Annotated in this window: 12 protein-coding genes and 1 pseudogene; 8 read left to right on the top strand and 5 right to left on the bottom strand. The window is 60.1% G+C overall.

Annotated features, from left to right (window positions below; translation table 11 throughout):
• Nucleotides 1-4: 4 nt before the first annotated feature.
• The 3 genes from ACQ5BM_RS28265 to ACQ5BM_RS28255 all read right to left on the bottom strand — a co-directional run bounded on the left by ACQ5BM_RS28265 (nucleotide 5) and on the right by ACQ5BM_RS28255 (nucleotide 5,582).
• Nucleotides 5-1,075 (bottom strand): LacI family DNA-binding transcriptional regulator, encoded by a 1,071-nt coding sequence (locus tag ACQ5BM_RS28265; protein WP_429818452.1) that lies wholly within the window; start codon nucleotides 1,073-1,075, stop codon nucleotides 5-7.
• A 230-nt stretch (nucleotides 1,076-1,305) separates the two neighbouring features.
• On the bottom strand, nucleotides 1,306-4,179 hold the full coding sequence (locus tag ACQ5BM_RS28260) for a DNA translocase FtsK (RefSeq protein WP_429818450.1): 2,874 nt from the start codon (nucleotides 4,177-4,179) through the stop codon (nucleotides 1,306-1,308).
• Nucleotides 4,180-4,670: 491 nt separating this feature from the next.
• A complete protein-coding gene (locus ACQ5BM_RS28255; protein ID WP_429818448.1) occupies nucleotides 4,671-5,582 on the bottom strand; it encodes a nucleotidyltransferase and HEPN domain-containing protein in 912 nt (303 codons plus the stop codon).
• A gap of 671 nt (nucleotides 5,583-6,253) precedes the next feature.
• Between ACQ5BM_RS28255 and ACQ5BM_RS28250 the strand changes: the two genes are divergently transcribed.
• From ACQ5BM_RS28250 to ACQ5BM_RS28240, 3 genes and pseudogenes are all read left to right on the top strand, one after another.
• Nucleotides 6,254-6,823 carry a hypothetical protein gene (locus ACQ5BM_RS28250; protein ID WP_429818446.1) on the top strand — a complete coding sequence of 190 codons (570 nt, stop codon included), beginning with the start codon at nucleotides 6,254-6,256 and terminating at the stop codon, nucleotides 6,821-6,823.
• Nucleotides 6,820-7,515, top strand: a complete 696-nt coding sequence (locus tag ACQ5BM_RS28245; RefSeq protein ID WP_429818444.1) for a hypothetical protein — start codon at nucleotides 6,820-6,822, stop codon at nucleotides 7,513-7,515. The genes ACQ5BM_RS28250 and ACQ5BM_RS28245 overlap by 4 nt, the downstream gene beginning before the upstream one ends.
• A 13-nt stretch (nucleotides 7,516-7,528) precedes the next feature.
• Nucleotides 7,529-7,810, top strand: a pseudogene (locus tag ACQ5BM_RS28240) (KUP/HAK/KT family potassium transporter); the annotation flags it as partial.
• Between the two features lie 728 nt (nucleotides 7,811-8,538).
• Here ACQ5BM_RS28240 and ACQ5BM_RS28235 read toward each other — a convergent pair.
• Nucleotides 8,539-10,284 (bottom strand): DNA methyltransferase, encoded by a 1,746-nt coding sequence (locus ACQ5BM_RS28235; protein ID WP_429818442.1) that lies wholly within the window; start codon nucleotides 10,282-10,284, stop codon nucleotides 8,539-8,541.
• A gap of 523 nt (nucleotides 10,285-10,807) precedes the next feature.
• On the opposite strand from ACQ5BM_RS28235, the gene ACQ5BM_RS28230 reads away from it, so the two are divergent.
• Together ACQ5BM_RS28230 and ACQ5BM_RS28225 are read left to right on the top strand one after the other, a co-directional pair.
• The gene (locus ACQ5BM_RS28230; protein ID WP_429818440.1) at nucleotides 10,808-11,230 is read left to right on the top strand and encodes a hypothetical protein; all 423 of its coding nucleotides are present in this window, start codon (nucleotides 10,808-10,810) and stop codon (nucleotides 11,228-11,230) included.
• A 38-nt stretch (nucleotides 11,231-11,268) separates the two neighbouring features.
• Nucleotides 11,269-12,024 carry a hypothetical protein gene (locus ACQ5BM_RS28225; RefSeq protein WP_429818438.1) on the top strand — a complete coding sequence of 252 codons (756 nt, stop codon included), beginning with the start codon at nucleotides 11,269-11,271 and terminating at the stop codon, nucleotides 12,022-12,024.
• Between the two features lie 122 nt (nucleotides 12,025-12,146).
• On the opposite strand, the gene ACQ5BM_RS28220 is transcribed toward ACQ5BM_RS28225, so the two are convergent.
• Complete coding sequence (locus tag ACQ5BM_RS28220) at nucleotides 12,147-12,440, bottom strand: hypothetical protein (protein ID WP_429818436.1); 294 nt, start codon at nucleotides 12,438-12,440, stop codon at nucleotides 12,147-12,149.
• Nucleotides 12,441-12,453: 13 nt separating this feature from the next.
• On the opposite strand from ACQ5BM_RS28220, the gene ACQ5BM_RS28215 reads away from it, so the two are divergent.
• The 3 genes from ACQ5BM_RS28215 to ACQ5BM_RS28205 all read left to right on the top strand — a co-directional run bounded on the left by ACQ5BM_RS28215 (nucleotide 12,454) and on the right by ACQ5BM_RS28205 (nucleotide 14,975).
• Nucleotides 12,454-14,145: a hypothetical protein gene (locus ACQ5BM_RS28215; protein ID WP_429818434.1), complete on the top strand. Its 1,692-nt coding sequence runs from the start codon at nucleotides 12,454-12,456 to the stop codon at nucleotides 14,143-14,145.
• Nucleotides 14,145-14,582, top strand: coding sequence for a hypothetical protein (locus tag ACQ5BM_RS28210; RefSeq protein ID WP_429818432.1), 438 nt, complete (start codon nucleotides 14,145-14,147; stop codon nucleotides 14,580-14,582). Before ACQ5BM_RS28215 ends, ACQ5BM_RS28210 begins: the two co-directional genes overlap by 1 nt.
• Nucleotides 14,583-14,708: 126 nt before the next feature.
• Nucleotides 14,709-14,975: a hypothetical protein gene (locus ACQ5BM_RS28205; protein WP_429818430.1), complete on the top strand. Its 267-nt coding sequence runs from the start codon at nucleotides 14,709-14,711 to the stop codon at nucleotides 14,973-14,975.
• The last annotated feature ends 144 nt before the right edge of the window (nucleotides 14,976-15,119 follow it).

The raw sequence follows: 15,119 nt of genomic DNA, 5'->3' as shown, positions 1-15,119 counted from the left end.
ATGATTAACTTTTAAGGCGGCCGCCGAGATTGTCGGGCTGGCGCGCGATCAGCGTCGGCCTGAAGACCTGCCGCAGCGCCTTGGGATCCTCACCCTCCATGCGCCGCAGCAGAAACTGTCCGAGCGTGCGGCCGAGCACTTCGATCGGCTGGTAGAAGGTGGTGATCGGCGGGGTGAAATAGGCGCTGACATTGATGTCGTCATAGGCGATGACGTCGACGTCGACGCCGATCTGGCGCCCGAGGCTGCCGAGCCCCGAAAGCACGCCCAGCGTGGTGGATTCGTTGATGCAGACGAAAGCGGTCGGGGCATCGTCCAGCTGCAGGAAGTCGATCACCGTCTGCCGGCCGAAATGGGTCGAGAGATCGCCTTCGGCGATCAGCGCCATCGGCGCATCGAGACCCGCCTCGCGGAACGCCCGGACGAATCCGTCGACCCTGTCGAGCGCATAGGAAAGCCGCCGCTCGGGATTGACCAGCGCGATCCGCCTATGGCCGCCGGCAATCAGCCGTGCGGTCGCCGCATGTGCCGCCCATTCGTTGTCGATGTCGACATGGGCATAGACGAGATCCTTGCGGCAGCGCCCCATCGAAACGAAGGGGAAGTGCTCGGCAACGAGCAGATCGATCCGCGGATCTTCCGCGAGAATGCCGGAGAAGATCAGCCCGTCAGCCAATCCCTGATCGACGATCCGGCGCGCGGCTTCGGCGCCGTCGGCTGCATCGCGGATGACGTGCACCGACATGCGATAATCCGTGCCTTCGAGCGCCTGACTGATGCCGCTCAAGGTCTGCGTATATTCGACACCGTCCCATTCGTAGTCGCGCGCAGCGGTCACCGGCATCAGGACCGCCGCCTGGAAGCTCTTGCCGGTGCGAAGCGCCATGCCGCGCGCATTCGCCTGATAGCCGACTTCACGCGCCGCCTTGAAGATAAGGTCACGGGTCGCCGGGGCGACCACGGGAGATTCACGCAGCGCCTTCGAGATCGTGGCGATGGAATAGCCGGTCATCTCGGCCAAGGTCTTGATCGTCGGCGTCGGCGCGCGCTGCGCCCTGTGCATCTCAGTCGCCATGCACCCTCCCCAGGCGTCGACCTCTCCTGGAGATTAGAGGTATCAGCCAATAAAAACGTTTTCAAGAAAAATAAAAACGTTTTTATTTTGATGTGTGCAAAACAAGACGACCGGTCTTCACAGTCGCTAGCGCGCCCGGGAACAATTCCCTGCTACAGAAACGAATAAGCCGCCCGGAGGCGGCTTATTCGATAGTGCGGGATAGCGGCTCCATGTAAGAGCGGCTCCAATCAATCCATATCGTCGTTGTCGGGCGCGTTCATGTGGTCGCGGTTGCCGTAGATGATCTCGCGCTTGCCCACATGGTTAGCGGGGCCGACGAGGCCTTCCTTTTCCATGCGCTCGACCAGCGAGGCGGCGCGGTTGTAACCGACGCCGAGGCGGCGCTGGATATAGGAGGTCGAGCACTTCTTGTCGCGCAGGACCACCTTGACCGCCTGGTCGTAGAGTTCGTTGCCGTCCTCGGAGGCAAGCGCGCTCTTGTCGAAAACCGGCGTTTCTTCCTCGGGCTCCTCTTCCTCCTCATCGGCCGTAACGGTCTCCAGGTACTCCGGGCGCCCCTGGGTCTTCAGATGCGCGACCACGTGTTCGACCTCCAGGTCGGAGACGAAGGGACCGTGAACGCGGGCGATGCGTCCGCCGCCCTGCATGTGCAGCATGTCGCCCTGGCCGAGCAATTGCTCGGCGCCCTGTTCGCCGAGAATCGTGCGGCTGTCGATCTTCGAAGTGACCTGGAACGAGATACGTGTCGGGAAGTTCGCCTTGATCGTGCCGGTGATGACGTCGACCGAGGGACGCTGCGTTGCCATGATCAGGTGGATACCGGCGGCACGCGCCATCTGCGCCAGGCGCTGGATCGCGCCTTCGATCTCCTTGCCGGCGACCATCATCAGGTCGGCCATCTCGTCGACGATGACGACGATATAGGGCATCGGCGCCAGATCCATTTCCTGCTGCTCGAACAGCGGCTCGCCGGTGCCCTTCTCGAAGCCGGTCTGAACCGTGCACATCACGGGCTCGCCCTTTTCGCGGGCGGCGGCGGCGCGCTGGTTGTAGCCGTCGATGTTGCGCACACCGAGTCGCGACATCTTGCGGTAGCGATCCTCCATCTCGCGCACGGCCCATTTCAGCGCCATCACGGCCTTCTTCGGGTCGGTAACGACTGGGGTGAGCAGATGCGGGATGCCGTCATAGACGGAGAGCTCGAGCATCTTCGGATCGACCATGATCAGACGGCACTCTTCCGGCTTCAACCGGTAGAGCAGCGAAAGGATCATAGTGTTGATCGCCACCGACTTGCCCGAACCGGTGGTGCCGGCGACGAGCAGGTGCGGCATCTTCGCGAGCTCGGCGATGACGGGCTCGCCACCGATCGTCTTGCCGAGGCAAAGGGCCAGCTTGTAGCTGGTCTTGCGGAAATCGACGGATTCGATCAGTTCACGGAAATAGACGGTCTCGCGGGTGGCGTTCGGCAGTTCGATACCGATGACGTTACGACCGGGGACAACCGCGACGCGGGCCGAAAGCGCCGACATGGAGCGGGCGATATCGTCTGCGAGGTTGATGACGCGGGACGATTTCACGCCTGGCGCCGGCTCGAATTCGTAGAGCGTGACGACCGGCCCCGGACGGACGTGAATGATCTCGCCCTTGACGCCGAAGTCCTCCAGCACGCTTTCGAGCAGACCAGCATTCTGTTCGAGCTGCTCCTGAGTCATGAAGAAGCCCTGACCGACCGGCGCTTCCTGCAGCAGGTCCTCGGACGGGAACTCGTAACTATCGGCGCTCGAGGCGCGATCGGTGGTGCCAATGGCCGGCAAGGCACTCGGCGCACGCGTGACCTGGGCCGGCATGGTGATCGCCGCCTTGGAGGCGACCGGCGCCGGCTGCTCGATTTCAGCCGGTTCGGCGTCGATGACTTCCGGTTCGGTGGTGACGACGACCGCAGATGTCTCGGCCACTGCAACGGGGGCCGAAGCAATGGCCGCAACGGGCTCGGCGACGGCGGGCTGCAACGGAGCCGACCCCCCCTCAGCCTTCGCGCCGCGGACATCAACGACGCGGAACAGCGATGTGATTGCCGTCGGCGGCATGCGGCGGATTTCGACCGGACGCACCGGTGCCGGCGGGACAGCAGCAACGGGAGCGGTCAACGGCGCAATCTGCGGGGGCGCAGGCGTCTCGACAAAGGGCTTCGGGCGCGTGGCTTCCTCGCCGGCGATTTCGACATCATCGGCCGGGCCGAATTCGAAGAAAGCGAAGTCGGAGAGGAAGCTCGAACGCGCGGCGCTATGATCGGCGGCCGGGCTGGTCGGTTCTGGAGCGGGCGCGCGCTCCGCGACAGGTTCGGAAACGGCGATCGGCATCGTGAGAACCGGCGCAAGCGAGACGCTGTCATCGGCCGGAGCCTCGGCGCGCAGGAGCATCGCCGGCTCGATCGTGTTCTGTGCCGCAGTCCAGGTCGGGAGCTGGTTCGTCAGCATGCGCAACAGTTCGGACGGGCTATAGGACGGCAGTGTGACTTCGGCCTGCGGCGCGGCGTCAACGGCAGGAGCGGACGCTTCCGTCTGTACCGGTTCGACCGGAGCCGTCACGGCGGGCTCGATCACTTCTGCAGAAACCGGCGCAGGCTCCACCGTCATCTCGACGGTTGCCGCGTCGACTTCCGCCGCCGATGTTTCGTCGGTGGCGGTTTCGCCTTCTTCGACCTGCGGCGCGCGCCGCTTCATGAATTCGCGCTCCGGCGTACGGGTAAAGCGGACGTTCGGCGCCAGGAAGAAATGGCTTTCCCACGTCGAATCGCCGTAGTGGCCGGCAATCTCCGACAACGTCGGCAGCGGCTCGCTGGTCGTCGCAGTCACCTGCGCCGGCGCATAGGCCGAGCCCTGGCCATAGAGACGCGTTGCGCGGCTAAGCGTTTCGGTCTGCTGGTTGGCGGCACGGCGGGGTGCCGACGGCGCCTCATACAACTGATAGGGGTCGGCGGTTTCCGCCTCATGGGTGGGCATACCGCTCAACGCATCGTCATGCGGACCATCGATATAATCCGCCTGGTTTGCATCATGCAAAGCAGCCTGTGAGAAGTTTGTCCTGGGAATACGCATGGGTCCTGGAAGAGCTAGAGACATCGCCGCGGCCTTCTAAGCGATAGGAAATGAAGGTTAACAAGTCCCTTCCAACGCCCCGTTTCGAGCCGACATCCGGGGTCTAAACCCGCCTTCTCCGAGGCGAGAAACGTCCTCAACGCCCGGCGCCTCAATGGGCCCCGCGGCGTTCCGTCGCCGCGGTCACTGAGCAGAAAATATTTCTAGAGGAAGAGCCAAATTGATGCATGGGGCCAGCGCCTGTGGTGGCGCGCTATCAGTGTCGCCAGGAAAACGAATCGGGCCGGCGCGCAGTTGAATGGCGGGATTGCAGGCTCTCACCCGCCTGCCTCCTTGCGCCGCTGAATTTCCCGAAACAGATCGCGGTTGCGATTGCCGATGGGAGCGGCCTACCCTGAAGAGAAGATCGTCGGGAGTGACGATGCCTTGCTTGATCGTGAAGGCGCGATCGAACCATCGACCCGACCATCAATCCCGACCAAGACGAGGGCTCAGGTGGCGTCCACTACTCGAGCCAGTTCGGTCAGCCGCTCCTGACAGATCGTCTCGACAAGGCGGTGGAGATGCTCTGTCCGTTCGAGAAGCCAGGCGAGCGCTTCTTCGGTGACCTCGAAGTGCTTCGAATAGCGTGCCTTCACATAAGCTTCGTTGAGAATATTGTACCAGGCGGTAAAACGATGCTGGTCCCGCGGCCAGGCTTCGACGAGCCGCTGGTCACGGTCTTCGGCGAGACCGCGGAGAAATTTGATGTTGTGCGAAGGTGGGCTGTAATTGGTGAGAGTGAGGAGCAGGCAGGAATAGGCTGTCTCTACTGCTTGGTGCAAATTAAACGCTGCATGATTTCGCTGCTTGTCAGAGATGGCGTATCGAGCCAACTGACAAAAGTAATTCGCGCTCGCACATTGTCTCTCGAAATGCTCCTTCGCCACCCTGAGCGCATCGCCAGGCGAGAGTTGTTTCGGCTCGGCCAGAGGCCGGTCGTCGAGTTCGTAGAGCACGACGCCCTCGCGCAGGATATCGACGAAGAAGTATTGTCCGTCCGCAAGGAAGTTGTTCACTTCCCGGGCGCCATGGACGATCAGCCCAACCGGCGTTGAGACCCCCTTGTCCCACATCAACCGGTCGGTCGCCTTGTCCCAATATTCCGGTTCTGCGAGCTTCTTCGAATTGACGATGACGAGGATATCGTAATCCGAGCGATAGCCCTTCATCGTATGCGGTTCGTCAACAAAGGTGCCGCGGGCGTAGGAGCCGAAGAGGATGATCTTCAGGATCCGCCCGCGCTTCTTAAAGTCGGCCGAGCCACCCTCGAGCGCATCGGCAAACTCCTCGTGGATGATCTCCACGACGCGGGTAAGCTCGCGCTGCTTCTTCTCGGGAAGGTGTTCGAGGCTCGTTTTCATACTCAACCGATAGGATAAAGACGATTCGCCGTCTACTACTGGAATCATGAGTAAGGCGCGCGTGCGATCGGTGGCGCAGATCGGTGTCTCTTAAGCCTCCTCGACCGCACGCAGTTCAACCTTAGCCTGCGGCCTACCGCAAGCGCCTACGCTGCGGCACAGCCGAGGGAAACGTGAACGCGCCAGAAGTCGTCAACACCGGCTCGCCCCGTATGAGTGAGCAGGGACTTCGAGCTATTTTGCATGCAGCGAATGGGGCCGGATATTGCCCGACCAGTTCATCAACGGTCAACAGCGTGACACCCTCCACGATCGATTGAGCGACCAAGATCTGATCAAAGGGTCCTTATGGATCGCCGGCAGTCCATCCACCGCTACTACGTGTTCGTTAGTGATTGGGAGCTCGTGGTAGCCGTTATCGATGAGACCGCGACGCAGTAGGCGAGCATCCACGGTAAAATCGGCGCGGCCAAGCCCGCGCTTGATGGCGACCTCCCAAAGACTCGTCGCGCTAAATAACAAAACACTGTCGGTATTCTCGATTTCAGCCAGAGCGGCCGGCGGTACGCCGCCGGCTTGGCAATGGGTAAAATCTCTTGGTCACTCCGGCTTTGACAAAGCGAGAAAGTTCGTGCTTAATGTCCTCAGTCCTAGGACAGAGGACATTCGCCATGAAAAGCCAAGACATAATCGTCCTGCTGAAGCTACTCAGCCTGCAGGATCAGGGACGCACAAAGGGTACAGATCAACTGCAATCTGAATCCCTCGGCGGCGACCCTTATTCAGTGCGAAATCTTGAAGCCCTACTCGGGATCAGCAAATCCGAAATCGCGCAGTCGATCAAGAGAAGCATCGCTTCCGGAATCGCGCGGAAAGATAGCCGCACCAATGAACCACGGCCACATCGGCGAAACCTTTTCGAGTTCATCATCCATGGCCTTAAATTCGTGTTTCCCGCACAGGTGGGGCCGTTGCAACGCGGCGTCCCCACGGCGTTTGCTGCGCCGATGCTCCAAGAGCTTCTCGTCAGCGGCGGGACCTATAACTACGTCTGGCCCCACCCCGCTGGACGAGAGATGGGTCAAACGGTCGCCCCCCTTTTCAAAAGCGTCCCGGAGGCCGCTTTGAAAGACTGGCGACTTTATGAATACTTGGCATTGGTAGATGCGATTAGGCTCGGGAACCAGCGGGAAGTCGGTCTCGCAACCGATCACCTCAAGTCGAAGATCATGAATAAATGACAGCAATCCGCGCTCAATTGCTAGAGATGCTCAAAGCCGTTGCAGCCGCACTTGGCGAGGACCTGCGGAGACGACTGGTCTTTGTCGGCGGTTGTACTACTGCGCTGTTCATCACCGATCCCGTCACGCTCGAGGATGTTCGCGCCACCGACGACATCGATCTCATCGTCGATCTGACAGGCCAAGCGGAATGGGCGCATCTTCAGGAAGAGCTTCGACAGCGCGGTTTTGTAGAGGCGGCTGACGAGGAGGTGATATGCCGGATGCGTCTTGGTCCTCTCAAGGTTGATTTCATGCCCGATGACGAAAACATCCTCGGCTTCAGCAATCGCTGGTACGCGAAAGGCATCGAAACGGCGACGCAGCATCAGCTTTCAGAAGATCTGTCCATTCAGGTGCTGACGCCGGCGCTGTTTCTTGCAACGAAGCTCGAAGCCTTTGCCGGGCGCGGAAACGATGACCTTTTCATGAGCCGGGATGCGGAAGACATCCTTCTTATCGTCGACGGAAGAGAAAGCCTCCCGGGCGAAATCACCACGACAGAGGACGACATCCGGGACTTCATTGCCGGCCAATTTCGCGCGCTGTTGGAGCACCGTGACTTCGATGATTTCCTTAACGGCAACATCCGTGGTCCTGCCGGCCGGGTCGATATCGTGCGGGATCGCTTCGTCGCGATAAGTCGCACATGAACATTGAAGCTCTCTGGTGATGGGGGCCGGCGGCCTCGCCCATATTGCTGACGACGCCTCCATCCTCAATGCTCTCAACCCGATCCATGCGGTCAACTTCATAACGCACGCGGGCTTTGTCGGCCTGATTGTGCTCGGTACAGTGTTCTTGACGGTCACGGGGGCGGAGGCGCTCTACGCCGATCTCGGTCATTTCGGGAGGCGGCCGATCCAGGCGGCCTAGTTCGCTCTCGTGTTTCCATCGCTCGCCCTCAACTATCTCAGGACCATTTGGCTGATCGGCGCGAATGGCGAGGCGGGGGAGCACGTGATTATCCCCGGAGCCAAAGGTCGACATGCAGGCCCTCAGGGCCAAGATTGGGCTCGCCGCGAAGCCGAGCGTCCGGCAGGCAGCCACCCGTTTCGCCGGTCCCGTTGCTGCGAACTTCGGCATATCCGCTCCTTCCTCAAATACTATTTCCAGCGAATGTGTTAGCAAGAAGCTACCGCGAGTGGAGGGCCGGGCGGGAGTTACAAATGTGGCGGGATCCACATGGACGTGCGGATTGTCGTGGCAACACCGACCCTTTTTGTAAACGGAATATCCTCGCGAGGCCCTACGGAATAACACTTGGTTCTTGGGATGATTTCCTTAGCCATATGCCCGGCGGGAGCACGACGGCCGTTTTCTCGCCACTCGCAGCGAGTTCGCGCCATGCATCCATGGCTGGCCCCCGTTTGCCCCATAGTTCTGCAAGATTAAGCAGAATTTGGGCCGCTTCGATATAAGCGTTCCGCGCTTGCGAAAGGCGAAAAGGTCGGCTCATCCATCGTTGATAACGGCGAAGTTGCCAGATCACGCGTGGCCCCTCGCAGTAGTGGCTGTCCGGCCGTTCCTTATAGGAACATCCTCGCCGTCGCCTCCAAGGCGATGTACTTTTCTACGATCGGATACGCCGGCAGCGCGGGATACCCCGAGGAGGTGTTGCGGGACGCTGCATGCTTTGTTCTGGTGGGTCGCATACTCGCGGCATGAAAGGAGCGTTAGGCACGGCGGCGTTTTGGGCGATTTGGAGCATGCTCCTGCGGCGGTGTTAGGAGTGGTTCGTCAAGCGGCAATGAGGCTTGGGACTTGGTTGATTTCCCACCTGAGATTGGAAGGCGAAGAGATGGGGATTCCCGTATTTCCGCTGGCGTAAGCTTTGCCGGGGGGCGCTTTCGCTGCAATACGCGCGCCTCCTGAGCGGCTCTTACCGTATTGAGCTCGGTCAGAATACCGAGGTTTGGTCCCGCGATCAGATCCCTCACGGTTATGATTTGAATTCGCGCTCGTTCTCCGCCCGGAAGTGATATTCTCCCGCCTGTTGCCGCCTCGGTACGCATGTCTTGAGTGGGGTCGTTTAGACAGATAAGGACACCCATGTCGGCTGCTTCTCGTTGGACAACGCTTTTCAATACCCGAACCGCGTCTGGGCCGATGTGTTTTCCGCCTTTTACAGAAACTATTGCGTGACCGTATTTACCCGGGCCGGTTACAAAGGCGATTTCACCATCAATGCCCTTGTCAGGACCACGACCCTTAGCCTGACCACCAATTCGTCCGACTGCCCATTCCTGAAACGTATACGGCTCAGTAGCAGCAAGCTGACGCGCTCCGTATTCGTCCTTTGGAATTCCCTCAATGGAGTAGGTGGCGAGGGGAAGCCACGTCTTCATTCTATCCTGAATTACCTGGATCGCCAGATAGGTGATATCAATTCCGACCCATGCTCTTCCAAGCCGTTCCGCAGCATGCAGCGCCGTCCCGCAGCCACAGAAAGGATCCAGCACAACGTCGCCTGGCGCCGTTGAAGATAGGATGACACGTTCTAGCAATGCGAGGGGTTTCTGTGTAGGGTAGCCGATGCGCTCCTCAGCCTGCGAGTTCAGAGGTGGTATGTCACCCCAAAAGCTGCCGACAGGGTTTCCCCGATCATCAGTGGGCCGAAGTTTACGGCGCGGCGCGCCTGATCTGCTCCACGACAGATTGCCCCCCGCGTCAATCTCACGGAGTTTTTCCAACTCTACGCGCCATCCGTATGGTGGAGGTGTGAAGCCCTTATACTCGTAGACGAGATTTGGGCGGACACCCATGCTCGCCGATCGAAGAATTGGGCCGTCGGCATAGGGGCCAAGTTCGTCCGATCTATCATATTTTTCCAGGAGCTCGGCCTGTGACAAAGGTACGCGTATCGCGTCTTCGTAAAAGGGCGCCGCGTCTGACTTCGCATAATAGAGAATAGTATCAGTGTTCGGACTGAACTTCTTGCTTGCGTGTTGTGACCCCTTCGGATTTCGAGACCTGAGCCAGATAATTTCGTTCCGAAAGTTCGAGGCTCCAAATATCGAGTCCATGACGGTTTTCAGATAGTGGCTGGCCGTGGGATCACAGTGAAGGAATATGCTCCCAGTTGGCCTCAAGACACGCTTCAAATGTATTAGGCGAACAGTCATCATGGCGAGATAAGCCATAAGATCACTCTGGCCCAGAAAACCTTGGAGAGCTTGTAACATTCGGAAGATTGAGACATCGGATCGGCGCACCGATTCCATCGCGGCTTCCGCCCCGTCTTCCCAGCGCCAAGTATCTTCGAAGGCCATCCGCTGCGCATCAGCCCCGACAGGTGACTTATAAAGGATGTTGTATGATGCTTTGGAGTTGAATGGCGGGTCCAAGTAAACCAGATCGACGGAGTTTGCAGCCATCTTCTCCAGCCAATCGAGATTGTCCCCGAAGTACAGCTTGTTCACAAAAAATCCCCGATGAGCGCGACGGATACTCTTCCATCTTCTACAATTTTGGTTGAATTTTCGTTTCTATTAATGGAATATTTTCCGGCCTCAACTTTTACCCGGAAGGCACCGTTCAATCGGGACACAGCCGAAAAGCTTGCGCCTGATGACTTCGTGGAGCATGTCTAGGCGTCGACATCGAGGATGCGCTGGACTGGCGGAGCATACTGAACTTTGAAAATGCACGGCCCCGTTACCGTGCGGGGCCATGCATTTTTGCGCGTAGGGACTCATCTGAGGACGCCGATTGAGCGGCTATGCGCCTCCATTTATATCAGCGAGTGGCGGCAATACGCCGAGAGTGGATGTTGCATCATAGGGCCGCGGCGAAACTGGGTGGATGCGATCAGCTGCCGAACCGTACTTCCATTGCCCCATCACTTGAACAAGCTTTTGAAATCGGGGCCGTGCCCTGGCATTCAGGCGCCTTTCATTCCCATATGCAATGATTGTAAATGCCAATATATTACAGGAAACAATTATGCGTACCGACCTCGAGACCCTTGGGGACTTCATCGGACAGCAGTTCATCCGCAACAAGCTGGCCACGAATATCGCCAAATCATATGCGAGCTCGGTGAGCCGGGTCTTCTCGATCGCCACCGCCGCCGAAAAAGCCACCGTGTTGGGGGTTGACATAGAGGATCTCTACGCTCGCTTCCGCGCTGCCAATGACAGGCTCGCTGACAAGACGGCCGAGTCGTATGAAGGTCGCCTCAGTGCCATTCTCAAGCAGTTCGCCGAGTTCGTCGCCAAAGAAGGCGCCGGCGGTGGCCCGACGATCATGGGGACGCTAGCGATCCCCCTGCGCACTGGTGTCGTCAAAGTGGATGGACTTCCGAGCGATCTCACTGTTGCCGAGGCGACCCGTATCGCTGCCATGATCACTGCGATGGCGAACTGACGGATGAGGAAGAGTTCAAACGGGCCGGGTCAAGAATCATGTTCGAGGAACTTCCCCAATCCCACATGTCCGAGGAGCAGCGCCACACCACCTCGCTCCTGCAGCGCCTACTGGGAAAGCGGACCGCCGGCCGATATGTCGACTTTTGTCGGCTCGCGGCAGGCACCCCGCCCCTTCGCGTATCGGTGCCGCTGGCAGGCCACGCCATGCGCGAGATCGACGCGCTTCTCCGTCAGCTTCTCGCAACCCCCGCCGACCTAACAGTAGCAGCTTCGCCCCAGACGAAAGATCGCCTCGAGCAGGCTGGGGCCGCGCTGCGGGCACTTGGTTTCAACCAGCAGGCGGCGGGTCGAGCGGCCAAAGCGCTCATCCCCAACCTCAGCCATCGCGAGCAGATCGAACGGATCTGCGCGACCCTAGGTCTCACTCCTGACGGTGATGTTGCTCGATCCTGGAAGTCCGTGATGGCCGCGCATGCAAAGGCACATTACGGCCGTGAACTGCATCAGTCGCTGGAGGTGGACGCCAAGTTCCGTGCGGAATGGCAGGCCCCTTTCGACACCGCGGTTGGGGGCCAGATGGTCGCCCTTCAGGGCAAGTACACAGCCTATATCCTGCGCCTCGACCAACTTCTCGCCATGCCGGACCGAAAGGCGGCCGTTGAGGCTTTCACGCGAGATTCCCGGTGCTCTCCCGCTGTTGTCCTACTTCTTCGAGCGATTCGACTCCGCAGACTGGCTCGATCCCCTTGCCGCAAACAAGTTGCTGACCGCTTCCTGGGCCGGCCTCGATGACATAGACGACGGGTTGCACCTGCAGCATTGGCCCGCAGGCCCGATATTTGATGAGGATGGCTGCCTCGACCGATCGCACGGTCCGAGCGAAAGTAGCCGCCGCGCTGCGTTCAGTCGGTAGGTCACAAGATCAGGATGTTCATTGGCATGGCGCCGAAGCGATCGCCGCTCTTCCGGCCGGCGAGGCCGAGCCCCTGATCGACATCGTTGACGGCTGGCTCGGTCGAGATACTCGGCTGGCCCATTCGTCGGCCGTCCACGTGATCCTCGAAAACCTCGTCAAAGGGGGGCGCCCCGAGGCCGCGCTCAGCCTCTTCGGCTCGCTTTACCGGATCGTTGCCGAGGACGGCAGGGCAACCACCCTTTTCGGCCAGCAAATGTTCGAGCAACGAGCCCAACGACGAAGAAAGGGCCACCTTCAGGGCATCCGTGCTGCGGAAGGTGCAGTGGCGTTGGCGCCAGGTACTTCCCAAGGATCGTCAAGGGGAAGTCGAACGTCATGGTGGCCCTGATGCGTGGCTCAACGAGCTCAATGAGCCCGATGTCAGTCCAGCAGACGCGGCCCACCTCGCGAACCTTTTGGTCGACGAGATCGTCTCGTTCCTCACGGACTGGCGCCCACCTCCGCAGGCGCGGAAGGTCACGGTGAGCGCTCTCGGCCAGCAATTGCGGCAGGCCGCCGAGCAGAACGCTGCGGCTTTCTCGGAAGAGGCCGCCAAATTCTCCAGCGTTCCAGCGATCTATATCCGCAGGATCATCGAGGGCCTGACGATCGTCGTCCGGAACAATGCCGCGGTCGACTGGCACGGCATTCCTGCGCTTACGAGAACGCTCGTGTCTCGCGTCGGCCCGACCGGTAACGAAGGCGAGAGCCATGACGCCGATTGGTCGTGGGCCTGCAAGGCTGCAATCGAATTGATCTCGGTGGGGCTGCAGCTTGGCAAGGAAGGCATCGGCTTTGGCCTCGAGGCGGAGGTCCAGGCCCCGGTCATCTCCTTCTACGAGAGCTCGTCGCCGGCGGACTCCGAGAGCTTTGAGGAGAACTACCGCCGGCAGGTCTATTACGCCGCCACGTCGACGTCGCGCGGCGCCGCCTTGGAGCTTTGCATTCAACTCATCTTCTGGCTGAGCAAAAACGTCCGTAAGGATCCGGGCAACGCTCTCGCCGTACTACCGGAGATCAAGAGCATTCTGGACGTCGAGATCGCCCGGAGCGGTGCCGATGGAAGAATACCGCGGGCGGTCATCGGACGCCACCTTGGTTGGCTCAGCTACTTCTCGGCCGACTTTCTCAAGGCCAATGCGCCCAGTTTTTTTGAGACATCCGATGCGCGGCTGCGCAACGCGGTCTGGCTGTCGCACGTCCAGATGGGAGCGGGGCCCCTTTCGTGGCTCGCCACTGAAATGAGCGACTGCTACCGCCAAGAGATTCGGCGGCTGGCTGAGAACGTGCCGGGCGCCGATCGAGACCATCTCACCGAGAAGTTCACGCATTACTTGGTCATCCTCTACATCGTGGATGCCCTCCCTGAAGACGTCGGAGCCCAGTTCTGGAACGACGCCCCAGTCGAGGCGCGGCGGACGGCGATGTGGTTCCTTGGCACGCAGCTGGCGCGGCCCGAAGAGGAGATTCGCCTCAGAGCGCAGAGCTATTGGGATCGAAGGCTGCTGGCCGCTTCAGAGCTCTCGGCTCAGCGCACGGTTTTCCAGAAGGAAATCGGCGCGATCGGCCAATTCTACTACCAACAGGGCCTCGACACCGACTGGCTCATGCAGCAGACAATCGCTGCGTCGAATGCCGGATATGCGCCAGGCCAGACCTTTCACCTCGTGGATCGGATCGCCAAGTTCAGCGCTTCGCTCCCGCATCGGGCCGTGGAAACCATCTCAACGCCGATCAAGAACCGTCACCTCGAAATGATGGAGCTCGGCGCGAGGTCGAAAGACCCTGCGAACAATCCTCGTCGCCGGCCTGTCCACCGGCGACACGCAGGCCGTCGCCAATGTGGTCGACGCCATCAATTTCCTGGCAGCCGCTGGCGATACGAGCTGCCTCGACCTGCTGCCGAGTGCGACGGAATAGCCGCTATTGGGATGCCGACTTCCGCTTGGAGGAAATGATGACGACCGACCCGGAACGTCTCAAGCTTGGCCTCGAAAACCTGCTCGATGATCGCGACTACCTGTATCGTCTGGTGGCTACGATCGACTGGGATGCCCAACTCGACGCCATTAGGGCTGTTCTCGGAGAGCACCGGCGATCGGCCGACTATGTCAACACCAACATCGAGGAGCTGGAGGCAGAAGCTCGAACCTACAGGGGGCCGTACCACGATCATGTTGTCGACGAGCATGTCGATGCGATGTGGCGGGCGACATACAGCAACGCCGCGATCAGCCTCTCTGCCGTCGGCATGATCGTCCCGACGATCGAGACCATTTTCGCGCAGACCTTCCATGCCCTTGGCGAGAAATACGTCGCCAAGGGCATCGCTCCGCCCGACCATAAGCGGTGGCACCGAGCCAAGGAGCATCCAGGACGGTGGAACGTCCAGTAGTACTTCGGCAAGAATGACGGCCGCGTCGATGGCCTGTCGCAGCTCTGTGACGCCACCGGGGTTTCTGCCCATCTTGCCCCTGATGATCTCGACTGGATCGTCGCCCCACTCAGCTACCGGAACCGGATGTTCCACGGCGGTTTCGAATGGTCGATCCCGCAGCGCCAGACGTTCGTTACCTTGATCGAGGGGCGTGGCTGGGACCAGTACTTCGTCTGGTCCACGACCAACAAACAGCCCTGGATTTGTTACCTGCGCGACGAGGTGATCGACGCGCTGCCCGACAGGGTATTCGCGATCCTCGGCAGCCTGGGCCGCTTCACGAAGGCCCTGCCACACGAGCTGATGTCGGACCCTCGGGACCAGCGACTGCCCAGCATTGAGGAGGCCTAACGGGCATCGTTGCCCCAGGCTGGTCGGAGACACTGGTAGGCCTGCTTTGGGCAAAAGCGCAATCGTCGGCATGGAGAGCGAAAGACGGGCGTGGGATCGCTGCGGGCAGATAAAGACGCGCTGCAGCCAAGATCTGACAGACCG

This window comes from Ensifer sp. B1-9, assembly GCF_050474445.1.
GTDB lineage: Bacteria > Pseudomonadota > Alphaproteobacteria > Rhizobiales > Rhizobiaceae > Ensifer.
The sequence above is the reverse complement of the archived record's forward strand: the minus strand, read 5'-3'. Positions and strand labels throughout refer to the sequence as shown.